General features: G+C 74.3%; 21 protein-coding genes and 1 pseudogene. 9 read left to right on the top strand and 13 right to left on the bottom strand.

Annotated features, from left to right (window positions below):
- The 4 genes from cobO to QRT03_RS09880 all read right to left on the bottom strand — a co-directional run bounded on the left by cobO (window position 1) and on the right by QRT03_RS09880 (window position 4,519).
- Entirely contained in the window at window positions 1-615 is a 615-nt protein-coding gene (gene cobO, locus QRT03_RS09895) for a cob(I)yrinic acid a,c-diamide adenosyltransferase (protein ID WP_286052530.1), read from the bottom strand.
- Between the two features lie 22 nt (window positions 616-637).
- Window positions 638-2,773 (bottom strand): VWA domain-containing protein, encoded by a 2,136-nt coding sequence (locus QRT03_RS09890; RefSeq protein ID WP_286052529.1) that lies wholly within the window; start codon window positions 2,771-2,773, stop codon window positions 638-640.
- A 65-nt stretch (window positions 2,774-2,838) separates the two neighbouring features.
- The gene (locus QRT03_RS09885; protein WP_286052528.1) at window positions 2,839-3,636 is read right to left on the bottom strand and encodes a siderophore-interacting protein; all 798 of its coding nucleotides are present in this window, start codon (window positions 3,634-3,636) and stop codon (window positions 2,839-2,841) included.
- A gap of 82 nt (window positions 3,637-3,718) precedes the next feature.
- Window positions 3,719-4,519 carry a hypothetical protein gene (locus QRT03_RS09880; RefSeq protein ID WP_286052527.1) on the bottom strand — a complete coding sequence of 267 codons (801 nt, stop codon included), beginning with the start codon at window positions 4,517-4,519 and terminating at the stop codon, window positions 3,719-3,721.
- Between the two features lie 59 nt (window positions 4,520-4,578).
- Between QRT03_RS09880 and QRT03_RS09875 the strand changes: the two genes are divergently transcribed.
- Both QRT03_RS09875 and QRT03_RS09870 read left to right on the top strand, forming a co-directional pair.
- Window positions 4,579-5,229, top strand: a complete 651-nt coding sequence (locus QRT03_RS09875) for a TetR/AcrR family transcriptional regulator (RefSeq protein WP_286052526.1) — start codon at window positions 4,579-4,581, stop codon at window positions 5,227-5,229.
- Between the two features lie 113 nt (window positions 5,230-5,342).
- Window positions 5,343-6,686: an MFS transporter gene (locus tag QRT03_RS09870; RefSeq protein ID WP_286052524.1), complete on the top strand. Its 1,344-nt coding sequence runs from the start codon at window positions 5,343-5,345 to the stop codon at window positions 6,684-6,686.
- 316 nt (window positions 6,687-7,002) lie between these two features.
- On the opposite strand, the gene QRT03_RS09865 is transcribed toward QRT03_RS09870, so the two are convergent.
- The 3 genes from QRT03_RS09865 to QRT03_RS09855 all read right to left on the bottom strand — a co-directional run bounded on the left by QRT03_RS09865 (window position 7,003) and on the right by QRT03_RS09855 (window position 10,798).
- Window positions 7,003-8,829: a sugar phosphate isomerase/epimerase and 4-hydroxyphenylpyruvate domain-containing protein gene (locus QRT03_RS09865; RefSeq protein ID WP_286052522.1), complete on the bottom strand. Its 1,827-nt coding sequence runs from the start codon at window positions 8,827-8,829 to the stop codon at window positions 7,003-7,005.
- Window position 8,830: 1 nt separating this feature from the next.
- Window positions 8,831-9,736: a shikimate dehydrogenase gene (locus QRT03_RS09860; protein ID WP_425604813.1), complete on the bottom strand. Its 906-nt coding sequence runs from the start codon at window positions 9,734-9,736 to the stop codon at window positions 8,831-8,833.
- A gap of 135 nt (window positions 9,737-9,871) precedes the next feature.
- The gene (locus QRT03_RS09855; protein ID WP_286052519.1) at window positions 9,872-10,798 is read right to left on the bottom strand and encodes a S1 family peptidase; all 927 of its coding nucleotides are present in this window, start codon (window positions 10,796-10,798) and stop codon (window positions 9,872-9,874) included.
- Window positions 10,799-11,167: 369 nt separating this feature from the next.
- Here QRT03_RS09855 and QRT03_RS09850 point away from each other — a divergent pair, with 369 nt between their 5' ends.
- Complete coding sequence (locus QRT03_RS09850) at window positions 11,168-12,550, top strand: mycothione reductase (RefSeq protein WP_286052518.1); 1,383 nt, start codon at window positions 11,168-11,170, stop codon at window positions 12,548-12,550.
- A gap of 55 nt (window positions 12,551-12,605) precedes the next feature.
- Here the strand turns inward: QRT03_RS09850 and QRT03_RS09845 are convergent.
- A pseudogene (locus tag QRT03_RS09845) lies at window positions 12,606-13,292 on the bottom strand (alpha/beta fold hydrolase); the annotation flags it as partial.
- A 54-nt stretch (window positions 13,293-13,346) separates the two neighbouring features.
- On the opposite strand from QRT03_RS09845, the gene QRT03_RS09840 reads away from it, so the two are divergent.
- Window positions 13,347-13,937 (top strand): TetR/AcrR family transcriptional regulator, encoded by a 591-nt coding sequence (locus QRT03_RS09840; RefSeq protein WP_286052517.1) that lies wholly within the window; start codon window positions 13,347-13,349, stop codon window positions 13,935-13,937.
- A gap of 6 nt (window positions 13,938-13,943) precedes the next feature.
- On the opposite strand, the gene QRT03_RS09835 is transcribed toward QRT03_RS09840, so the two are convergent.
- The 3 genes from QRT03_RS09835 to QRT03_RS09825 form a co-directional block, all read right to left on the bottom strand.
- Window positions 13,944-14,447, bottom strand: coding sequence for a CinA family protein (locus QRT03_RS09835; protein ID WP_286052516.1), 504 nt, complete (start codon window positions 14,445-14,447; stop codon window positions 13,944-13,946).
- Window positions 14,448-14,534: 87 nt separating this feature from the next.
- Window positions 14,535-15,404: an ABC transporter permease gene (locus tag QRT03_RS09830; RefSeq protein ID WP_286052514.1), complete on the bottom strand. Its 870-nt coding sequence runs from the start codon at window positions 15,402-15,404 to the stop codon at window positions 14,535-14,537.
- Between the two features lie 2 nt (window positions 15,405-15,406).
- Window positions 15,407-16,393: an ATP-binding cassette domain-containing protein gene (locus tag QRT03_RS09825; protein ID WP_286052513.1), complete on the bottom strand. Its 987-nt coding sequence runs from the start codon at window positions 16,391-16,393 to the stop codon at window positions 15,407-15,409.
- Between the two features lie 62 nt (window positions 16,394-16,455).
- On the opposite strand from QRT03_RS09825, the gene QRT03_RS09820 reads away from it, so the two are divergent.
- Window positions 16,456-17,070, top strand: a complete 615-nt coding sequence (locus QRT03_RS09820; protein WP_286052512.1) for a TetR/AcrR family transcriptional regulator C-terminal domain-containing protein — start codon at window positions 16,456-16,458, stop codon at window positions 17,068-17,070.
- A 65-nt stretch (window positions 17,071-17,135) separates the two neighbouring features.
- Window positions 17,136-17,597 carry an MSMEG_3727 family PQQ-associated protein gene (locus QRT03_RS09815; protein WP_286052511.1) on the top strand — a complete coding sequence of 154 codons (462 nt, stop codon included), beginning with the start codon at window positions 17,136-17,138 and terminating at the stop codon, window positions 17,595-17,597.
- Here QRT03_RS09815 and QRT03_RS09810 read toward each other — a convergent pair.
- A complete protein-coding gene (locus QRT03_RS09810) occupies window positions 17,594-18,238 on the bottom strand; it encodes a TetR/AcrR family transcriptional regulator (protein WP_286052510.1) in 645 nt (214 codons plus the stop codon). The two genes, QRT03_RS09815 and QRT03_RS09810, sit on opposite strands and share 4 nt — an antisense overlap.
- 101 nt (window positions 18,239-18,339) lie before the next feature.
- On the opposite strand from QRT03_RS09810, the gene QRT03_RS09805 reads away from it, so the two are divergent.
- The 3 genes from QRT03_RS09805 (at window position 18,340) to QRT03_RS09795 (ending at window position 20,738) form a co-directional block, all read left to right on the top strand.
- Window positions 18,340-18,810 (top strand): nitroreductase/quinone reductase family protein, encoded by a 471-nt coding sequence (locus tag QRT03_RS09805; RefSeq protein WP_286052509.1) that lies wholly within the window; start codon window positions 18,340-18,342, stop codon window positions 18,808-18,810.
- A gap of 9 nt (window positions 18,811-18,819) precedes the next feature.
- Window positions 18,820-20,046 (top strand): saccharopine dehydrogenase family protein, encoded by a 1,227-nt coding sequence (locus QRT03_RS09800; protein WP_286052508.1) that lies wholly within the window; start codon window positions 18,820-18,822, stop codon window positions 20,044-20,046.
- Window positions 20,047-20,261: 215 nt separating this feature from the next.
- On the top strand, window positions 20,262-20,738 hold the full coding sequence (locus QRT03_RS09795) for an SRPBCC family protein (RefSeq protein ID WP_286052507.1): 477 nt from the start codon (window positions 20,262-20,264) through the stop codon (window positions 20,736-20,738).
- A gap of 3 nt (window positions 20,739-20,741) precedes the next feature.
- Here the strand turns inward: QRT03_RS09795 and QRT03_RS09790 are convergent, their stop codons facing one another.
- Complete coding sequence (locus tag QRT03_RS09790) at window positions 20,742-22,262, bottom strand: cobyric acid synthase (RefSeq protein ID WP_286052506.1); 1,521 nt, start codon at window positions 22,260-22,262, stop codon at window positions 20,742-20,744.
- Window positions 22,263-22,282: the final 20 nt, after the last annotated feature.

Below are 22,282 nucleotides of genomic sequence, written 5' to 3'. Positions count from 1 at the left end.
TCACCACTCGATGCCCTTCTGACCCTTCTGCCCGGCGTCCATCGGGTGCTTGATCTTCGTCATCTCGGTGACGAGGTCCGCCGCCTCCACCAGGGCGGGCGGGGCGTCCCGCCCGGTGATGACGACGTGCTGGAAGCCCGGCCGGTCGGTGAGCACGGAGACCACCTCGTCGACGTCGATCCACCCCCACTTCAGCGGGTAGGTGAACTCGTCGAGGACGTAGAAGTCGTGCGCGGCGCCCTCGAGCCGGCGCCGGATCTCCGCCCAGCCCTCGCGCGCGGCCTCGGCGTGGTCCTCGTCGGAGCCCGGCTTGCGGCTCCACGACCAGCCCTCGCCCATCTTGTGCCACTCCACCGGCCCGCCCTGGCCGGTCGAGGCGTGCAGCTCGCCGAGGGCCTTCAGCGCGGTCTCCTCGCCGACGCGCCACTTCGCCGACTTCACGAACTGGAACACCGCGACCGAGTTGCCCGCGGTCCACTGTCGCAGTGCCAGCCCGAACGCCGCCGTCGACTTGCCCTTGTTGACCCCGGTGTGCACGACCAGCAGCGGGCGACGACGACGCTGGCGGGTGGTCAGGCCGTCGTCGGGAACGGTGGTGGGGACGCCCTGCGGCACGGTTCCTCCTCCTGGATGTCGATCAGACGCCGACGGCGGTCCGGGCCACCGCCGCGACACTCTCGCCGGTCAGGTCGTCGAGGGTCACGATCGACCCGGCGGCGGCCCCCGCGATCCGGCCCGCGAGACCCAGCCGCACGTGCCCGGACTCGCAGTCCACGACGACGGTGCTCATCGCCGCGCCGCCGCGCCCGGGCCCGGCCTCGCGGGCGAGACCGCGGGCGGCCTCCAGCGCGGCGTCGAGGGGCTTCGGGCCGCCCACGGTCGCCCGACCGTCGGTGAGCACGACGAGCAGACCGCGACGCCGGGGGTCGCGCACGCGCTCGGCGCGCAGCACGCGGCGGGCGGTCCGCAGACCGTCCGCGAGCGGGGTGCGCCCGCCGGTCCGCAGGTCGGCGAGACGGGCGTGGGCGGTGTGCACGCTGGAGGTCGGGGGCAGGGCGACCGATGCGCCGGTCCCGTTGAACGTCACCACCCCGACCTTGTCCCGCCGCTGGTAGGCGTCCCGCAGCAGCGCGTCGACCGCCCCGGTCACCGCGGTCATCCGCTTCCGCGCGGCCATCGACCCGGACGCGTCCACGCAGAACAGCACGAGGTTCCCCTCGCGCCCCTCGCGGTGGGCGTGGCGGAGGTCGTCGGGGCCCGGCCGGCCGCGGCGGCCGCTGCGCACGCTCGCCAGCACCGTCGCCGGGACGTGCGGCGCGGGCCCGGACTCGGGCGCCTCGGCGACCGCCCGGACGGTGCGACCCCGCCGACCCCGCGCCCGTGACCGCCGCCCCGGCACGCCCTCGCCGACCCCGCGCACCTCGAACCGCCGCTGCTTCAGCCGGACCTGCTGCGGGGCACCGACCGGCGGTGACAGCGAAGCGTCGTTGCTGTCATCCGGTGGCAGAGAACCCGCATCGTCGGGGCCGCTCCCCGTTCCCGACGGCGGCGGTGGCTGACTGGGTGAGGACGGCGCCTCGGTCGAACCCTGTCCGTCGGACATGGTTCCGCCACCACCCTGTGGGTCGGAGCCCTCGGAGCCGCCGCCGTCCTCGGGAGCAGGAGCGTCCGCGCCGTCGTCCGGACCGGACCCGTCGTCGGGACCGTCGGAGCCCGGCCCGCCCGGATCGTCCTCGGGACCCTGATCGTCGTCGAAGTCCTGCACCGCCTGCTCGGCGGCCTGCATCGCCTTCTCGAGCTCGTCCTCGGAGAGGTGCGGCTCGTCGAAGGGGTCGCGACGACGGCGGTGCGGCAAGGCGAGGCGGGCGGCGGCCCGGACGTCGTCGACCTCGACCGCCTCCGCCGCGCGCCACGCCGCGTGGGCGACCGCCGTGCGGGCCACCACGACGTCCGCGCGCATCCCGTCGACGTCCACGAACGCGCAGACCGCGGAGATGCGCACGAGTTCACGATCGGTCAGGGACACCGACCCCAGCCGCGAGCGGGCCGCACCGAGCTGGGTGCGCAGGGCGTCCTCGTCGGGGGCGAACCGTGCGGAGAACCCGGCCGGGTCCGCGTCGTGCGCGAGCCGGCGGCGCACCACCTCGGTCCGCTCCGCGACCGCCCGCGAGGCCTCGACGCGCACCGTCAGCCCGAAGCGGTCGAGCAGCTGCGGCCGGAGCTCGCCCTCCTCCGGGTTCATCGTCCCGACCAGCAGGAACCGCGCCGGGTGCGTGAACGACACCCCGTCGCGCTCGACGTGCGAGCGCCCGGAGGCGGCGGCGTCGAGGAGGAGGTCGACGAGGTGGTCGTGGAGCAGGTTGACCTCGTCGACGTACAGCACCCCGCGGTGCGCGAGCGCGAGCAGCCCGGGTTGCACCGAACCGCGGCCGTGGGCGAGGACCTCCTGCAGGTCCAGCGAGCCGATCAGCCGGTCCTCGGAGGCGCCGACCGGGAGCTCGACGAGGCGGGCCGGACGCCGTTCGACCGGGGTGCCGGAGGGGAACGGTCCGTCCGGGCTCTCCTCCCCCGCCTCGACGTCGACGCCGAACCGGTCGCCGGCGCGGACGGCCACCGCGGGCAGCAGCGCCGCGAGCGCGCGGACGATCGTCGACTTCGCGGTGCCCTTCTCCCCGCGCACCAGCACGCCGCCGATCCCGGGGTCGACCGCGGAGAGCAGGAGCGCGAGCCGCAGGTCCGGGTGGCCGACGACGGCCGAGAAGGGGAACGCCACGGGACGCGACCCTAACCCGGCGTCGGGGACGACATCTCAGTGAGCGCTGAGATGTGCGCCTCCGATCAGGCCGCCACCCCGTTCCCGGCGCGCTTGTCGGCCTGGAACGACTCCTCGTCCATCCCGCGCCGCCAGTAGCCGGAGATCGAGAGCAGCTCCTTCGGCAGCCCGCGCTCGTCGCGCAGGTGCCCGCGCAGGGCCTTCATCGACGCCGTCTCGCCGTGCACGAACGCCTGCACGCGCCCGGCCGGCCAGGCCGACTCCCGCACGACGTCGACCAGCGACTCGCCCGCCTCCCGGTGCACCCAGCGCAGCGTCAGGTCGCCCGCGCACGTCAGGGGCAGCTCGTCGGCCGACCCGTCGACCTCGACGAACGCCAGCACCGGCACGCCGGGCGCGACCCGCTCCGCCGCCGCGGCGATCGCCGGCAGCGCGGCCTCGTCGCCGATCAGGACGTGCGCGTCCACGTCGACGGCCGGCGCGTAGGCCCCACCCGGGCCGAGCAGGATCAGCTCGTCGCCGGGCTGCGCCGCGAGCGCCCACGGGCCCGCCACGCCCGTGTCGCCGTGCACCACGAAGTCGATCACCATCTCGCCGGCCGCGTGGTCGAGCGAGCGGACGGTGTAGGTGCGCGAGATCGGCCATTCGTCCCGGGGGCGCTCCGCACGCACCGCGCCGACGTCGAGCGGCTCGTCGTAGCTCACCCCGGGCCGCCGGAACGCGAGCTTCACGTAGCGGTCGGTGAAGCCGTTGTCCTCGATCCCCGCCAGGCCCGGACCACCGAGCACGACCCGCCGCAGGTGCGGGGTCAACTGCTCGCTGCGCAGCACCTCGAGCCGGTGTCCCGGTCCGCCCTTCGCCATGCACCTCACCCTTCCTCGATAGGTGAGGCTCACCTTACTTCGCGACGACGGGTGTGGTCACGTGAGCGTTCCCTGTGCGGCCTCACTGCCCCCGCTCGGCGGCGAGGGCCCGCGGGTGGATCAGCAGCCGGTCGACGCCGACGCGGCAGGCGGCGAGGAACGCACCGGCGCGGGCCGGGGTGATCGGGTCGGCGGGATCGCGGGGCGTCGGCGGCACGCGGGGAGCGCCGACCACGACCGGCACCCACGGCGGGAGCGTCGCGAGCAGGGAGGTCGCGTCGCCCATGTCGGCCCCGAGCTCGTCGGCCGGGACGCGGACGTAGCCGAGGGCGTCGCCGGCCTCGACGATCAGCTCGGCGACCGCCTCCGGGTCCGCCGCGGAGGGGACGACGTCCAGGACGACGCCCGCCCGCGTGCCCCGCACGGCCGCGAGCGCCGCGTGCGGGTCGGCGACGGCCGTCCCCGGGGTCGGCACCAGGACCGGGCGCACCCGGAACGGCTCGGCCTGCACCGCGAGGCTCGCGAGAGCGTCCGCGGTGTCGACCGGATCGCCGTCGGTCGCCGCGCGGGCCGTCACGAACTGCGCGCCGAGTCGGGCGGCGAGGTCGAGGGAGCGACGGCGGGGATCGTCCGCGCCGGTCCCGGCCGGGACGCCGAGGTCGACGCGCCCGACGTCCAGGGCGCCGATACGCGTCACCAGCAGGGCGTCGACCAGCGCGGCCAGCAGCGGCGCGCCCGCCCCGTGCTCCCACGCCCGTTCCGCGCCCGGCTCGGCCGCGACGTGCAGCCCCACCGCGTCGAGCCCGCCCGCCCGGGCGGCCAGGACGCACGCGACCGGGTCGCTGGGGTCGAGGACGGAGTGGTGCACGGCGACGCGGTTCACGGCCGACATGATGTACTGCCCGGTGAGTCCGTGGCGAGGCGGGCGGGACGGAGACGACCGTGAGCGCTGACCCCCAGCCGCGGCAGCGCGACGCCGAGCGCACGCGGGCGGAGATCCTCGACGTCGCCACCGAGGAGTTCTCGACCCGCGGGCTCGCGGGTGCCCGGGTCGACGAGATCGCGGCCCGGACCCGTACCACCAAGCGGATGCTCTACTACTACTTCGGCAGCAAGGACGGCCTCTACCTGGCGGTCCTGGAGCGGGCCTACCTGGGCATCCGCGCCCTGGAGTCGCACCTCGCGGTCGACGGCCTGCCGCCCACCGCCGCCCTGCGCCGGCTCTGCGACCTGACCTTCGACCACCACGAGGCCCACCCCGACTTCATCCGCCTCGTGAGCATCGAGAACATCCACCACGCGGAGCACCTGCGGGCGTCGCCGATCCGTTCGGGCCTGTCCGGGCCGGCGCTGGACGTGCTGGAGCGGATCCTCGCGCGGGGTCGGGACGCCGGCCTCTTCCGCGACGACGTGGACGCCCTCGACATCCACCTGCTGATCAGCTCGTTCTGCATCTTCCGGACGGCGAACCGGCACACCATCGCGGCCATCTTCGACCGCGACATGCTCGACCCGGACCGGCGCGACCACTACCGCCGGATGCTCGCCGACCTGGTCGTCGAGTTCCTGACCGCGCACGTCGGGAGAGCCTGACCACACCGGTCGTCGTGATCGGGAGCACGCTCCTCCTTGACAGCTGCGCTCGCGACAACTCACTATCTGGTACGTAACCAGACGGTACATAAGCGCACCCCAGGAGCCCGACGATGTCCTCCGCCCCCGCCGCGCCCGCCGGCGCGCAGCCCGCCCGGGCGGCACTCGCCGCCTGGATCGGCAGCGCCCTCGAGTACTACGACTTCTTCATCTACGGCACGGCGGCCGCGCTCGTGTTCAGCAAGGTGTTCTTCCCGTCGTCGAGCCCGACCGCCGGGACGCTCCTCGCGCTGGCGACCTTCGGCGTCGGCTACGTCGCCCGCCCGCTCGGTGCGGTGGTGCTGGGGCACGTCGGCGACCGGGTCGGCCGTCGGCGGGTCCTGATCTTCACGCTGATCCTCATGGGCGCGTCGACCTTCGCGATCGGGTGCCTGCCCGACTACGCGACCGCCGGCGCCGTCGGCCCGGCGCTGCTCGTGACGTGCCGACTGCTGCAGGGCTTCTCGGCCGGCGGCGAGCAGGCGGGCGCCAACTCGATGACCCTCGAGCACGCCCCGGACGACCGCCGCGCCTTCTTCTCCAGCTTCACTCTCGGCGGCACCCAGGCGGGCATGATCATCGCGACGCTGGTCTTCCTGCCGATCGCGGCCCTCCCCGAGGACGCCCTGCTCAGCTGGGGCTGGCGCGTGCCGTTCTGGCTGTCGGTCGTGGTCGTCGCCGCGGGCATCGTCATCCGCCGCACGCTGTCCGAGACCCCGGTCTTCGAGCAGGAGCGCTCGCGGGGCCGCACCGAGGGCCTGCCGATCGTCGCCCTGCTCCGCGACCACTGGGCCGCGGTCCTGCGGGTCGTGCTCGCCGCGCTGGTCTCGTCGGTCAGCACGCTGGTCAGCGTGTGGGCGTTGTCCTACGCCACCAGCACCCAGGGACTCGACCGCGCGACGATGCTGTGGGTCTCGGTGGCCGCGAACGTCGTCGCCCTGGCGGCGATCCCGTTGTTCGCCCGCTACGCCGACCGCACGGGCCGCAAGCCGGTGTTCGTGTTCGGCTGCGTGGCCAGCGCCGTCCTGCTCGCCTGCTACCTCTGGTCGATCTCGACGGCGAGCTACGCGCTGGTCTTCGTGTTCGGCATCCTGCTCTCCGGCGTGGTCTACAGCGCCGCGAACGGGGTGTGGCCCGCGTTCTACGGCGAGATGTTCCCGGCGCGCGTCCGGCTGACCGGTATGGCGGTGGGCACGCAGATCGGGTTCGCGGTCGGCGGGTTCGTCCCGACGATCGCCGAGGCCCTGGTCGGGAAGGGTGCCGGCGGGTGGGTGCCGGTCGCGGTCCTGGGCGCCGGGCTCTGCCTGCTCGCGGCGGTCGCGGCCCTCACGGCCACCGAGACCGCCCACGTCCCGACCGCCGACCTCGACCGCGTCGCCGACCACGGCACCCCCGCGGCCACTCCGGCGGCCGTCTGATCGCACGGCCCTGCGGCCCCACGGGCTCCCGACGACGGGTGCCCGTGGGGCCGTCGTCGTGTCAGCGCCGGCACATCCCCCGCACATGACATCAGCGCGGCGCCGCTCGCACATCACGGCGCGGGCCCGCCGTCGCGAGAGGCACACCACGCACGCCGGTGGGCCCGCCGAGGTGCCTCACGTACCTCTCGCGAACGGCCGCCGGGAGGGCGCTCCTGGCGAAGGGCGCCCACGGGCGGCTCCACCGAGCGAGGGGCCCCCTCGCTCGACGAAGCACCGACAGGAATCCTGTGCACCACACACGCCGGTCACCGACCTAGCGGCCCGACACCTCGATGCGCGCCCGGCGCTGGGCGGCCATCCGCACCGGCGCGTCCGCGGCCCCGTGCCCCGCGTGGCCGCCGACCCGCTGCACCGCCTCCAGGAACACGCGCCCACCCAGCACGGGCGTGACGACGTGGCGGTACTGCCCGCCGGAGGGGTCGACGTCCACGAGCACCCGGTGCTCGGCGAGCCCGTCGACGTCCTCGACCCCGCGGGCCGCCAGGTCCTCGTAGTAGTTCGGCCCCACCCCGAGCAGCGCCAGACCGGCCGCGCGCGCCGCCCGCGACACCGCGAGCACGTCGTCCACCGCGAACGCCACGCTCTGCGGCGCCGGCACCCCCGGCGCCCACCCGCCGCGGCGGACCAGCGAGGACGAGAGCACCACCCGCACCGGGTCGGGCCCGGGCGACGCGAACAGTCGGCTCCGCACCACCCCGAACGGGGCGACGACCTCGCTCTGCGGACCGACCGCCCCGAGGCCGACGACGGTGCGCAGGAACAGCTCGGCCTCCGCGGTCAGGTCGAACGGCGGGCTGAGCGCGACGTGGTCGATGCCCAGCACCTGCCCCGTCGCGGGGCGCATCCCGGTGGGACGGAAGTCCCCGGGCCAGAAGTCGTCGGCGCCCGGCTCGGGGCGCTCCGGGCAGCAGAACAACAGGGTGCCGTCGGGCGCGGCGACGGCGCGCAGCTCGGCCTCGTCGCCCGCGTGCGGCAGCGGCACGCGGGGGGCCAGCAGCTCCGTCCCGCGGCGGGCCAGCGCCTCCGGGTCCGGGGTCCGGACGGCGAGGGCGGCCACGGCCGCGGGGCCCGGCGCCGCCTCCTCGCGCACCACCACCCGGGCGCCGCCCGCCTCCCACAGGCCGACCGGCTTGCTGCGGTGCTCCCCCGTGCGCGCGAAGCCGAACGCGGCGAGCGCGTCGGTGACCTCGCGGCAGGTGTCGGGGTCGGCGGCCAGCTCCACGAACGCCGTCCCGCCCAGGTCGACCGCGGGCAGGCCCGCGAGCGCCTCCCCCAGCCCGAGCAGCGACCGCCGCGCGTCGACGGCGGCCGGGCCGGGGTCGGCCTGCCGGAACACGTCGTTGAACACCTCGAGCGACCACGGGCCGTCGTAGCCGGCGACGTCGAGGTGGCGCACCAGCGCGGTCAGGTCGAAGTCGCCCTGGCCCGGGAAGAGACGGTGGTGGCGGCTCCAGGGCAGCACGTCCATGTCCAGCCGCGGGGCGTCGGCGAGCTGCAGGAAGAAGATCTTCTCGCCCGGCACGTCGCGCAGCCCGGACGGGTCACCGCCGCGCGCGTAGAGGTGGAAGGAGTCGACGCACAGGCCGAGCGCGGGGTGGTCGGCCAGCTCGACGATCCGCCAGGAGTGGTCCCAGGTGTTCACGTGCCGGCCCCAGGCCAGCGCCTCGTAGGCGATCCTCAGCCCGCGGTCCGCGGCCCGGTCGGCGACCTCGGCCAGCTGCCGGGCCGCGAGCTCGTCGTCGTCGACCGCGCGCGGGTCGACCGACGAGCAGATCAGCGCGGTCGTCGTGCCCAGCCGCTCCATGACGTCGAAGGCGTGCTCGACGCGGCGCAGCGCGGCCGCGAACGCGTCCGGCGGGAGGGCCTCGACGTCCCGGATCGGCTGGTAGAGGTCGATCGCGAGGCCGAGGTCGGCGCACCGGCGCGCGACGTCCCCGGGCGGCTCGGGCGAGCCGAGCAGGTCCGGGACGAAGAGCTCGACGCCGTCGAACCCGGCGGCGGCCGCCGCGGCGAGCTTGTCCTCGAGCAGCCCGGACAGACAGGCGGTGGCGATGCCGTGGCGTCGTCGCCCACCGGGCACGTCAGGCCCCCGCGGCGACGAGCCCGGCGAAGTGGTCGAGCATCCGGTCCGCGTCCGGCTCGACGCCGGTGAAGAGCCGGAAGGCGTCCACGGCCTGGAACACGGCCATCCCGCCGCCGTCGAGCACCCGCGCGCCGCGGGCCCGCGCGGCCGTGACCAGCGCCGTCGCCAGCGGCCGGTACACGACGTCGGCGACCCACAGCCGCTCGTGCAGCGCGTGCGGCGCGACCGGCGTCCCCGGGTGCGCCGCCATCCCGGTCGGGGTCGCGTGAACGAGCCCGTCGACCGTCGCCAGGGCGTCCTCCACGTCAGCCTTCGCGACGACGGCCGTGGTCGCCCGGCCGGTCTCCCGCACCGCGGCGGCGAGCGCCTCGGCCCGCGCGCGGTCGGCGTCGGCGACCAGCAGCTCGCCCACCCCGACGTCGGTCATCGCGTGCGCGACGGCCGCCCCCGCTCCGCCGGCCCCGAGCAGCAGGACCCGGTCGACCGCGGCGCCGGGCAGCCCGCGCCGGAACGAGCGCGCGAACCCGGACCGGTCGGTGTTGTGACCGATGGCGCCGTGCGGACCGAACACCACGGTGTTGACCGCGCCGAGCGCCGCCGCGTCCGGGTCGATCCGGTCGAGGTGGCGCAGGACGGTCTGCTTGGCGGGATGGGTGACGTTCAGCCCGGAGAAGCCGGTGAGCCGCGCGGCGTCGAGGACCCGCCCGACGTCGTCCGCGGCCAGTTCGAGCGCGTCGAGGTCGAGCCGGCGGTAGAGGGTCCGCATGCCCTGCGCGTCGCCCTCCCGCTCGTGCAGGGCGGGCGTGAGCGAGGGGCCGATGCCGGTACCGACGAGCCCGAGGAGGTGACCGACCCCCACCAGGGACGGGATTTCGGGCAGCGTCAGGGTCACCGGAGCCTCCATGTACGAACTGGTGAGTTCAGACTAGGCACGGCGACGACAGCCCGTCAAACGACCGGGGGCGGACCGGCCTGCCCGCCGATCCGCCCTCGATCTCCCCCCGTCCGGTCTGCCCTCCGACCAGGGACGCCTGACCGCCTACGAGGCGATCTGCTTCTGGATCAGCGCGGAGTTCGCGCCGACCCGGGTGTAGTAGCCCGGCTTGCCCGCCCGGGCGCAGCCGTCGCCGTAGCTGGTGATCCCGATGAGCTTGCCGCCGGCCACGAGCGGTCCGCCCGAGTCGCCCTGGCAGGTGTCCACGCCGCCGGAGTCGAAGCCGGCGCAGGTGAGCAGCTCCGGGTCGTAGGAGGCGGCGGAGCCCTTGCAGTAGGAGTCGTCGCGGATCGGGACCGTTGCGCCGAGCAGGTACCGCGAGGGGGTCCCGTTCTCCGAGGTCGCCCCCCAGCCGTAGATGCGGGCGGCGGTCCCGGCGCCGTACAGGGCGGAGTCGGCGGCGGTCGCGAGCGGCAGGGTCGGGCCGTCGACCGGCTTCTCCAGCGTCAGCACGGAGACGTCCAGGCCGTTGCCCACGGCGCTGAACGTCGGGCTCACCCACGTCTTCGCGATGGGGACCGACGTGCCGGCCTTCGAGTCCTTGTCGTCCCGCCCGACGACGGCGAACATCTTCCGCTCCGGCGACGAGGCGGTGCAGTGCGCCGCCGTGACCACCTTGGTCGGCGCCACGAGCGTTCCGCCGCAGAACTGGAAGCCCGAGGAGTCGGTCAGGTAGACCACCCAAGGCTCGGCGGCCGTGCTGGTCTTCTCGCCACCGACGATGCGCGCCTGCGCCACCCCGTCACCGCCGCCGTCACCGCTGCCGCCGTCACTGCCGCCGCCGTCGGGGCCGGAGCTCCCGGACCCGACCGCCACCACCGACCCGTCCTCGACGACCGCACCGGTCGTCACCGCCGAGCTGCGCCCGCCGAAGCCCACCAGGCCCACGGCCACGACCGCGAGGACCGCCACCGCGGTCGACGCCAGCAGGACGACCCGCCGGACCACAGGGCCGCGCGGACGCCTGACCACCTCGGCACGATGCCGCCCATGACCCCGCATCCCGCCGCCTCCGCTCACTCACCGCTGCTCCGCCACCCCGACCCGGGGACCGTCCGGCGTACCGCTCACCGTCCGACGGAGCAGAACCTGACCAGAGATCGCCGGGGCCGGACAAGCCGAGCGGCGGGAGTTCGCCCCGCCGAGCGACGACGAGCGGTCGATTTCGGACGATAAACGTCACCGGCGAGTGAGCACAGCGCGACGAGCGGTCGTCGACGACCGTCCATCGGTGGTCGTTCCGCGACGAGCGGATCGTGACGAACCGTCGTCGTCAGGAACACACGGGGTGAGATCGAGGAGGACGAGCCACGAGCGAGCGTGCTCAATACAGTTGAGGGCGTGCCCCACCACGACCTCGTCATCATCGGCTCGGGATCGGGCAACTCGATCCTGGACTCCCGCTTCGACGACTGGGACGTCGCGATCGTCGAGCACGGCGTGTTCGGCGGGACGTGCCTGAACGTCGGCTGCATCCCGACGAAGATGTACGTCTACGCCTCCGACGTCGCCGAGACGATCCGGCGGGCGAGCACCTACGGCGTGGACGCGAGCATCGACAAGGTGCGCTGGTCGGACATCCGCGACCGCGTCTTCGGGCGCATCGACCCGATCTCCGCCGGCGGCCTGCGCTACCGCGACCAGGAGAACGCCAACGTCACCGTCTACCAGGGGCACGCGACGTTCACCGGCGACCGGGAGCTCTCGATCACCCCGACCGCCGGTGGCGCCGGGGAGACCGTGACCGCGGACCAGGTCGTCATCGCCGCCGGGTCCCGGCCGACGGTGCCGCCGGTCATCGCCGACTCCGGGGTGCCGTTCCACACCTCCGACGACGTCATGCGCCTGCCCGACCTCCCCCGGCGGCTGACCATCGTCGGCGGCGGCTACATCGCCTGCGAGTTCGCGCACGTGTTCTCCGCGCTGGGCACCGAGGTCACCGTCGTCACCCGCGGGCCGGCGCTGCTGCGCGAGCAGGACGAGCTGGTCTCCGAGCGCTTCACGCGGCTCGCGCAGGACCGCTGGAACGTGTACCTGAACGCCGAGCCGACCGCGGCCGAGCAGCGCGCGGACGGGACGATCGTGCTCACCTGCCCGGAGGGCTCGACGATCGAGAGCGACGCCCTGCTCGTCGCGACCGGGCGCGTGCCCAACGGGGACCGCCTCGACGTCGGGAAGACCGGCCTGACCCTGACCGACGACGGCCGCGTCGAGGTCGACGAGTACCAGCGCACGCCCGTCGAGGGGATCTTCGCGCTCGGCGACGTCAGCTCGCCCTACCAGCTCAAGCACGTCGCGAACCACGAGTCGAAGGTCGTGCAGCACAACCTGCTGCACCCCGACGCGCCCCGGGCGACGTCGCACCGGTTCGTCCCCTCCGCGGTGTTCACCGACCCGCAGGTCGCCTCGGTGGGCCGCCGCGAGCAGGACCTGCGCGCGGACGGCACGCCCTACGTCTCGAAGGTCCAGGCCTACGGCGACGTCGCCTTCGGCTGGGCGATGGAGGACACCACCGGCTTCGCCAAGGTGCTCGCCTCACCGTCCGGGGAGCTCCTCGGGGCGCACCTCATGGGCCCGCAGGCCTCCTCGCTCATCCAGCTGCTCGTCCAGGCCATGGTGTTCGGGCAGAGCGCACCGGAGGTCGCCACCGCGCAGTACTGGATCCACCCGGCACTGCCCGAACTGATCGAGAACGCACTGCTGGGGCTCCCACTGTCGTCGTGAGGCCGTCGAGCGACGCCCAGAACCGCCCGAGGAGCTGGGCCGCCCGCACCGGGTAGCGGGCGGGCCACCAGTGGCCCAGACCCTCCAGCACCCCGAGCTGGGCGCCCGCCCGCGCCGCGGACTCGCGGCGTTGCGCGATCGTCCCGCCGACGGGGTCCCCGGTGGCCACCACCGCGAGCCCCGGACGCGCGGCGGCGCGCTCCAGGTCCCGCCCGGCGCGTGCCATCGCCGGCTGGGCGGCCGCCCGGTAGAGCGCGAGGATCGCGTGGGCCATGGCCGGGTCGTAGCCGTCGACGATGCGCTCGGCGACGGCGAGCGGCATACCCCGGCCGGTCAGCCGCGCCGTCCACGCGGGACGGTCCGCGAGGCCGGCGAGCTGCCGCTCCCCCGCCCCCGGGGTCTGCCAGGTCACCGCGAGGTCGTGCCAGACGTAGTCGGGGTGGAACACGCCGAGCGTGTCGCTCACCCAGCTGCGCAGCAGGTCCGGGCGGTCCATCGCGACGCGCACGACGTGGGCCCCGCCCCAGTCGTGCCCGACGAGGTCGACCGGCCCGTCGAGACGCTCGAGCTCGCCCACCAGCCAGTCGCGGTAGCCCTCCGGCGTCACGTCGAACCCGCCGGGCAGGGGTGCGCCGAACCCGGGCGGCGACAGGCACACGACGTCCTCGCGGCCCAGCTCCGCGAGCAGCCCCTCCCACACGGCGGCCGTCATGGGGTTGCCGTGGACGAAGACAGCGGTCATGGTCCCTCACTTACTTGTCGGCTGACACGCAAGTTACCACGCTATGCTCCTCCGATGGAACGGCGCACCCAGCAGGAGCGACGCGAGGCCACCGAACGGGCCCTGCTCACGGCGGCGGCCGACCTCGTCGTGGAGTCCGGCCTGCGATCGGTGACGCTCGCCGAGGTCGGCCGGCGCGCGGGCTACAGCCGCGGCATCGTCACGCACCACTTCGGGTCCAAGCAGGCGCTCGTCGAGGCGCTGGTGACGGCGAGCCAGGCCGGGTTCGTCCCGGGGGTCGACGAGTTCGCGCCCGGGCGGGAGCGCCTGCTCGTCCTGGTCGAGCGCTACCTCGGCGCCGTCGCGCGGATCGGGTCGCTCTCCCGGGCGTTCCTCGTGCTCTGGGCCGAGTCCGTCGCCGACGCCGACCTCGGCCCGGTGTTCCGCGAACGCGATGCCCTCTTCCGCGCCGACATCGCCGCCGACGTCGAGGCCGGGCGGGCCGCCGGGGAGGTGCGGCCCGACGTCGACCCGTCGGTCGTCGCGGCGATCGTGGTGGCCGAGCTCCGGGGCCTCGCGCTGCAGTACCTCGTGGCCCCGGACTCGATCGACACCGCCGCGGCCGGCCGGGCGCTGCGCGCGCACTGGCAGGCCGTGCTGGCTTAGTCCGCGCTAGTCCGCGTGGGCGGCGGCCGTGTGCTCGCGCAGCGCGTGCAGGGCCTCGATGCGGGTCGCCTTCAGCACGTCCGGCGGGTCCCCCGGGAACCGCTTGACCCAGGCGTCGGTCGTCCCGTGGTCGCTGACGGCGAACCAGACCGTGCCGGGAGGCTGGTCGTCCTGCGGGTCGGGCCCGCCGGCGCCGCTCACGGCCACGACGACGTCCGCCCCGAACATCTCGGCCGCGCTCTCCGCCATCGCGCGGACCGCGGGCTCGGCGACGACGGGGCCGTCCGGCACGCCGAGGACCCCGTGCTTGGTGGTGCGGTCGTAGGCGACGACACCGCCGCGGAACCACTCGCTCGATCCCGGCGCCGCGGCCAGGTCGCTCGAGACCAGCCCGCCGGTCAGCGACTCCACCACCGCGATGCGGCGCCCGTCCCGATCGGCGCCGTCGGAGATCTCCTTCGCGAGATCCTCCGGTGCCTCGTCCGGCGGCCGGTCCCTGCCCTCGTCCACCACCGCACACCTCCGGTCCACGTCCTCGATGACCGCGGCGGATGACCGCACCGACCGGTCGTCGAAACGGCATGTGGGCTCCGACATCTACTCGGTCCGGCGGAACCGCGTCACGGCGAGCGCGAGCAGCAGGGCGCTGAAGGCGATCGTCAGCAGGATCTCCAGCCACGTGGGCACCAGGAACGACCCCCACCGGATGCCCGGGTCGTACCGCGCGAGGTCGGCGGCCGAGACGTCGAGCCGCGAGAACACGACGTGGCGCAGCGGCTCGACGGCGTAGGTCATCGGGTTGACGTGCGTGAGCACCGTCAGCCACGTCGGCAGGTTGCCGAGCGGGAACAGCGCGCCGGACAGGAACATCAGCGGCGTGATGATCAGCTGGACCATCGGCATCGCGGTCTGCACCTGCTTCAACCGCGCGGCGAGCATCAGCCCGAGGCAGCAGATCATGAACGCCATGAGGAAGATCAGCACGAGCAGCTCGAGGAACATCAGCGGGTCGTAGGGCACGCCCACGAGCCCCGCGAGCGCGAGCAGCAGCACGCACTGCAGCGTCGCCACCGTCGACCCGCCGACCGCCTTCCCGACCAGGATCGACGTCGTCGACACCGGCGCCACCAGCATCTCGCGCAGGAACCCGAACTCGCGGTCCCAGACGATCGAGATGCCCGAGAACGCCGCGGTGAACAGCACCGAGATCGCCAGCACGCCGGGGAACAGGAACGTCGGCAGCGCGACCCCGGACCCGCTCGACCCCAGCAGCGACCCGAGGCCACTGCCCAGCACGAACAGGAACAGCAGCGGCTGGGCCAGCGACGACAGGATCCGCGCCCGGTCCTTGACGAACCGGATCATCTCCCGCTGCCAGACGACGGCGGCCGCGCGGGCCTCCGTCGCGAGCCCGCTCTCCGGGACCCGCACCGCCTCCACGCGCAACGGTTCGCGCAGCTCGGTCATGGTCAGCGCCCCCTCATCCGCATCGCCATCGGGTGCATCGACGGCCCGCGCGCCTCGGCGTCGCGCAGCGTCGTCCCGGTGTGGGCCAGGAACACGTCGTCGAGCGAGGGCCGGGTCACCGACACCGACCGCACGTCGACGCCGGCCGCCGTCAGTGCTGCGAACAGCCGCGGCACGAACCCGGCGCCGTCGGGCACGGAGATCGTCACCGCCCCGTCGTGCATGCCGGCCTCGAGCCCGAACTCGCGGCGCACGGCGGCGATCGCGGCGTCGTCGTCCCCGGTCGCGACGACCACCCGGTCCGCCCCGACCTGCGCCTTCAGCGCCTCCGGGGTGTCCAGCGCGACGATCCGACCCTCGTTCATGATCGCGATCCGGTCGCAGTTCTCGGCCTCGTCCATGTAGTGGGTGGTGACGAAGACGGTGATCGGCTGGGTCTCGTGCAACCGCGCGAGGTAGTTCCAGATCGACGCCCGGGTCTGCGGGTCCAGGCCGATCGTGGGCTCGTCGAGGAAGAGTACCTGCGGCGAATGGAGCAGCCCGCGGGCGATCTCGAGGCGGCGCCGCATCCCGCCCGAGTAGGTCGAGACCGGGTCCTTGCGGCGCTCGAACAGCCCGACGGTCCGCAGCACCTCCTCGCGCCGCGCGGCCGCGGTGCGCCGGTCGACGCCGTACAGCTCCCCGTGGAAGCGCAGGTTCTGCTCGCCGGACATCGGCCCGTCCAGGGTCGGCTCCTGGAACACCAGGCCGATCCGGCGCCGGACGGCCGCCCGCTCACGCACCACGTCCAGCCCGGCGACCGCCGCCTCGCCCGCCGTCGGCTCGACGAGCGTGCACAGGATGTTGATCGTGGTCGACTTGCCCGCCCCGTTCGGGCCGAGGAACCCGAACGTCTCCCCGCGTGCCACCTCCAGGTCGATGCCGCGCACGGCCTCGACGTCGCCGTAGCGCTTGACCAGTCCCCTGACCGATACGGCCGGTTCGTCCACCCGCGTCCCCCTCTAACAGTGTTAGAGTCACGCTACTCGGGTGCGCAAGGAGGTTCCGGCCGGTGGCCATCAGCCGTGACGCGATCGTGACGGCGGCCGTGCGCCTGCTCGACGAGGGCGGGCTGGCGGCGCTGTCGCTGCGCAAGGTCGCGGCCGAGCTCGGGGTCAGCGCGCCGACGTTGTACTGGCACGTCACCGACAAGCGCGCCCTGCTGGACCTCGTCGCCGAGCGCATGGTCGCCGAGCACGCGCCGCCCGAGGCCCCCGCGCCCGGTCAGCCGTGGTGGGAGTGGCTGGCGGAGTCCGCCCGCGTGCGCTACCGCGCGTTCACTGCCCACCGCGACGCCGCCCTCGTCGTCGCCGGCAACCGCCCGACGACGGCGTCGTTGGACCAGATCGAGCGCACCCTCGCCGTGCTCGTCGACGCCGGGTTCACCCCGTCGGAGGCGATGGACGCGGTGTTCGGCCTCGGCCACTACGTCCTGGGCGCGGCGCTCGAGTACCACGCCGAGGCGGCCCGCTCCGCCACGCCGCCGGACCCCGACGTCCTCGCCCGGCTCGCGGAGCTGCCGACCCTGCACGCGGCCGCCACGTCGCGCACGGACGCGACCGGCGAGGCCACGTTCGAGACCGGGCTGGCGACGATGATCCGTGGGTTGCGCGCCACACGCTCGTGAGCAGCTTGAATGGGCGGGGTGTGAGCTGGATCATGAGCTTCTCCACCGAGGCCAGGAGGCGGACGATGACCACGACCGAGGACCGCGACGCGAAGCTCCGCGAGGCCGGGCTCGACGGGCAGAACCGGGCCACGCTCGGACGGATGCTCGGCACCGGGGAGATCGGCTACGCCGAGGAGGGCGACGACGGCGTCATGCGCGCCAGCGTGCGCATCCCCGAGGACGAGCTGGTGTGGGAGCCGGCGATCCTCGTGTTCCCGCACGGTGGCCGGATCGAGCTGACGATCACGAACGACGACAAGAACACCCACTGCGCGCTGCTGCCGTGCAACGGCGACCCGAAGCTCATCTGGCTGGTCAACCACTCCCGGGGCGTCGCCCACCTCGACCTCGACGGTCCCGGCGCCTACTACTACGGCTCCACCACCGGCAACGACGAGGGCCGCGGGCTGACCGGCGCGCTCGTCATGGGCGGCGAGGTGCCGGAGTCGGCCAAGCTGGACCGGCCGCCGCAGCCGCGTCCCTAGAGGCCGCAGGCACGTCCGGCCGTCCGGGCCACGTGGTCGAAGAACACGTCCCGGTCGGCCACGACGTTCTTGTACTGCCCGAACAGCTCGAACCCCACAGTGCCGAAGAGCTGCGTGAAGGCCGCGATCGCGGCGGGCGCGAGCGCCGGGTCGAGCTCGGGCAGCACGTCGGGGGCGATCGCGTTCCGGACGGCGGGTCCCGGGTCGTCGCGCGCGCCGGTCCCGTCCGCCGCGATCCGCACGAGCACCGCCGCCACCCGCCCGGCCGCCGGCAGCGTGTCCGCCGGCGCCGCGTAGCCCGGCACCGGTGAGCCGTAGATCAGCGCGTACTGCGCAGGGTGCGCGTGCGCCCACCGGCGCACCGCCCGCCACACCGCGACCCACCGCTCGAGGCCGGTCGACCCGACGTCGGCACCCTCCGCCGCCTCTCCGACGGCGTCGTAGGCCTCGATGATCAGCGCGGTCAGCAGGTCGTCGCGGCTCGGGAAGTAGCGGTAGACCGCCGAGGACACCATCCCGACCTCGCGCGTCACCGCCCGCAGCGACAGCGCCGCCGCCCCGACCTCGGCCAGCTGCGTGCGCGCCGCGGCCAGGATCCGCTCGGTGGTCTCGACTCGGGCCTGCTCGCGGCGGGTGGGCATGCGCCGAGCATGTCAGAGAGCAGTGCTCTTGACACGTCGCCCGCGAAGGAAGAGCATTGCTCTCACAAACAGAGAGCAGTGCTCACACGAGGAGACCGACCATGAGCGCCGTCCACTACCAGCAGCCCGGCTTCGTCACCCGCCGCGTCATGAACCCGCTCGTCGCCTTCTTCACCCGCCGCGGGCTGTCCCTCGCGGGCTCGGCCGTGCTCGGAGTCCGTGGCCGGACCAGCGGGGAGGTGCGCACGACCCCGGTCAACCCGCTGACGCTCGACGGCGCCCGCTACCTCGTCGCGGCGCGCGGGCAGACGCAGTGGGTGCGCAACGTCCGGGTCGCCGGCGCCGCCCAGCTCACGATCGGTCGCCGCACCGAGGACGTCGTCGTCCGCGAGCTCACCGAGCCCGCCGAGGTCGTCCCGGTGCTCCGCGCCTACCTGAAGGCCTGGGCCTGGGAGGTCGGGGCGTTCTTCGACGGCGTCGGAGCGGACGCGAGCGACGACGAGCTCGCCGCCATCGCGCCGCGCCACCCGGTCTTCGTGATCACCCCGGCGGAGCAGGCGCCGCGCCGATAGCGTGCCGCCATGAGCGAGCGCGAACACGACGTCGTCCTCTACGGGGCCACCAGCTTCGTCGGTGCCCTCACCGCGGACTACCTGGCGCGCCACGCCCCGACCGGCTCGCGGATCGCCCTGGCCGGCCGGTCGCGGCAGAAGCTCGAGTCCGTCCGCGCCGGGCTCCCGTCCCCCGGCAGCGACTGGCCGCTGATCGTCGCCGACTCCACCGATCACGCCGCCCTGGAGCAGATGGTCGCGTCCACGACGGCCATCGCCACGACCGTCGGCCCGTACGCGAAGTACGGCCTGCCCCTGGTCGAGGCGGCCGCCGCCGCGGGGACGCACTACGCCGACCTCACCGGCGAGGTCACCTTCGCCCGCGAGGCGATCGACGCCACGGACGCGGTCGCCCAGCGCACCGGCGCGCGGATCGTGCACTCCTGCGGCTACGACTCCGTGCCCTCCGACCTCGGCGTCCTGCTCCTGCACTCGCAGGTCCAGGCCGACGGCGAGGGTGAGCTGACCGACGTCACCGCGGTCGCCCGGGTCCGTGGCGGCGTCTCCGGCGGCACGATCGACTCGATGCGCGGGATCGCCGACACCGCCAAGGCGGACCGCTCGACGATGAAGCTGATGCGCGACCCCTACGGTCTCTCTCCCGACCGCGAGGGCGAGCCGGACACCCGCCAGCCGAGCGACAACCCCGCCCCGCACCGCCTGCCCGACGGGAAGTGGGCCGCCCCGTTCGTCATGGCCTCGTACAACACCCGCATCGTGCGGCGCTCCAACGCGATCGCCGGCTACTCCTACGGCAAGGGGCTGCGCTACGGCGAGGTGATGGGCACGGGGTCCGGCCCGGTCGGCGCGGTCACGGCGGGCGCCGTGACGGCGGGCCTCGGGGCGATGCTCGCGGGCTTCGCGACGCCGGGTGCACGCCAGCTGCTCGACCGGGTCCTGCCCAAGCCCGGTGAGGGCCCGTCGGAGTCGACGCGCGAGAAGGGCTGGTTCCGCCACGACCTGGACGCGGTCACGACGACGGGTGCGCGCTACACCGGGCGCGTCTCCGGCTCCGGGGACCCGGGCTACGCGGCGACCGCGGTCATGCTCGGCGAGTCCGTGCTCTGCCTGGCCCTCGACGGCGACCGACTCCCCGCCCGCGCCGGCTCCCTGACCCCCGCCACCGCGATGGGCCCGGCCCTCGTCGAGCGCCTCCGCACCGCGGGCCACGTCTACGAGGCGTCGCGCGCGTCCTGATCCCCCCGTCCCGAGCGAACGGCACTCTCGCGCGCATAGAAGCTGCGAAGGTGCCGCTCGTTCGGGAGGGCGGGGCCGTGTCCGGCCGAACGGGCAGGGCCGAACGGCCTACCGTCCACGATTGGGACGTGCACGACCGGGGCACGCTCCTCGGTGCCGACCGGTGGCCGTCCCGGCGCGCCGGTCCCCCCACCGACGTGGACGGAAGGACGATCGTGAGCGACCAGCTTCAGGTCACCAAGACCGTGGACGCCAGCCCCGAGCAGATGTTCTCGCTGCTCTCCCAGCCCGCCCGGCACACCGAGTTCGACGGCGCGAACATGCTCCGCGGGGTCGAGCCCGGCAGCGAGAAGGTCACGGGCACCGGCGACGAGTTCGTCATGAACATGGAGAACGACGCGCTCGGCGCGTACCAGATGAAGAACACCGTCGTCGCGTACGAGGAGAACCGGAAGATCGGCTGGGCGCCCACGCTCCACCCGATCGACGGCTACACCGACAAGCTCGGCGACACGAAGGCGACCGGTCACTCCTACACGTGGGAGCTCGAGCCCGCCGGGTCCGGCACGAAGGTCACGCAGACCTACGACTGGTCCGGCGTGAAGGACGAGAACTTCCGCGGCTTCTTCCCGATGCTCACCGAGGACCAGCTCTCGGCCTCCATCGACAAGGTCGCGAACGCCGCGAAGTAGGTCTCACGGAGCGCCGGCCGGGGGCACCACGCGCAGCCCGGCCGGCGCGCCGCGCTCGATCAGCTCCCGCAACGCCGCCGTGTCGAGGTGCTCCTCCACGAGATCGGCGAGCAGGTCGAGCTGCGCGGTCCGGGCCGCGGCGAACGAGGTCGTCGTCGACACCCGGAAGTCGCGTCCGGTCAACGCGGCCACGCGCTCCAGGACCCGCCGTCGGAACCCGTCGTTCTCCAGCAGGCCGTGCCAGTGCGTCCCCAGCACGTTCCCGACGTCGAGCCCTTCCGGGGCTCCGTCGGCCGTCGTCACCAGTGGGGCGGCACCGCGTCGCAGCTCGCGGCCGTGGTGGATCTCGTAGCCGGCCACCGTCTCGCCCAGCGCCTCGCCCACCGGGTTGCCGAGGTGTTTGTCGACGTCGAAGACCACGTCGAACTCGCCCAGGCCCAGGCCCGCGTGCCGGCCGGGCGCGGCCTCGACCCCGTGCGGATCGTCGATCGTGCCGCCCAGCATCTGGTAGCCGCCGCAGATCCCGAGCAGCGGCCGACCCGCCCGCGCGTGCGCGAGCACCGCGACCGCCAGGCCCGACGACCGCAACCACGCCAGGTCCGACACGGTCGTCTTCGACCCCGGCAGCACCACGAGGTCCGCCCCGACCAGCTCCGAGGGCGCGGTCACGTAGCGCACCGACACCCCGGGCTCCGAGGCCAGCGCGTCGACGTCGGTGCCGTTCGAGACCCGCGGGAGCCGCACGACCGCCACCCGCAGCCAGTCCCGCCCCAGCGGCGGCGCGGGCCGACCCACGGCACCGTCGTGACCCAGGGAATCCTCCGCGTCGATCCACAGGTCGGTCGCGTACGGCAGCACCCCCAGGGTCGGTCGACCGGTGAGTCGCTCGAGCTGGGCCAGCCCCGGCTCCAGCAGCGCCGGGTCGCCCCGGAACTTGTTCACGACGAAGCCCGCGACCAGCGCCTGGTCGTCCGGCTCGAGCACCGCCAGCGTGCCGAAGAGGTGCGCGAGCACCCCGCCGCGGTCGATGTCGCCGACCACGATCGTCGGCAGCGACCCGGCGCGGGCGAGGCCCATGTTGGCGATGTCGGTGGCGCGCAGGTTGATCTCGGCCGGGGAGCCGGCGCCCTCGCAGATCACGACGTCGTGCTGCGTGCGCAGCCGCGCCAGACCCGCCGTCACGATCTCGAGCAGGGCCGGCTTGCGCTCGCGGTAGGACATCGCCGAGACGCTGCCGTCGACCCGGCCGTGCACGACGACCTGGCTCGTGCGGTCCGACCCCGGCTTGAGCAGCACCGGGTTGAACGCGACGCTCGGCGCGAGCCCGCACGCCACCGCTTGCAGCGCCTGGGCGCGACCGATCTCCCCGCCGTCGAGCGTGACGACGGAGTTGTTGCTCATGTTCTGCGCCTTGAACGGCGCCACGTCGACGCCCTGGCGGGCGAGCCAGCGGCAGATTCCCGCGACGAGGACGCTCTTCCCGGCGTCGCTGGTGGTCCCGGCCACGAGGAGGGCGCCCTGCACGGTCCGAGCCTAGGTGCGAG

This window comes from Actinomycetospora termitidis (genome assembly GCF_030286555.1).
Taxonomy (GTDB): domain Bacteria; phylum Actinomycetota; class Actinomycetes; order Mycobacteriales; family Pseudonocardiaceae; genus Actinomycetospora; species Actinomycetospora termitidis.
Note: the sequence above shows the minus strand (reverse complement) of the source record. Positions and strands in the feature narration are given on the sequence as shown.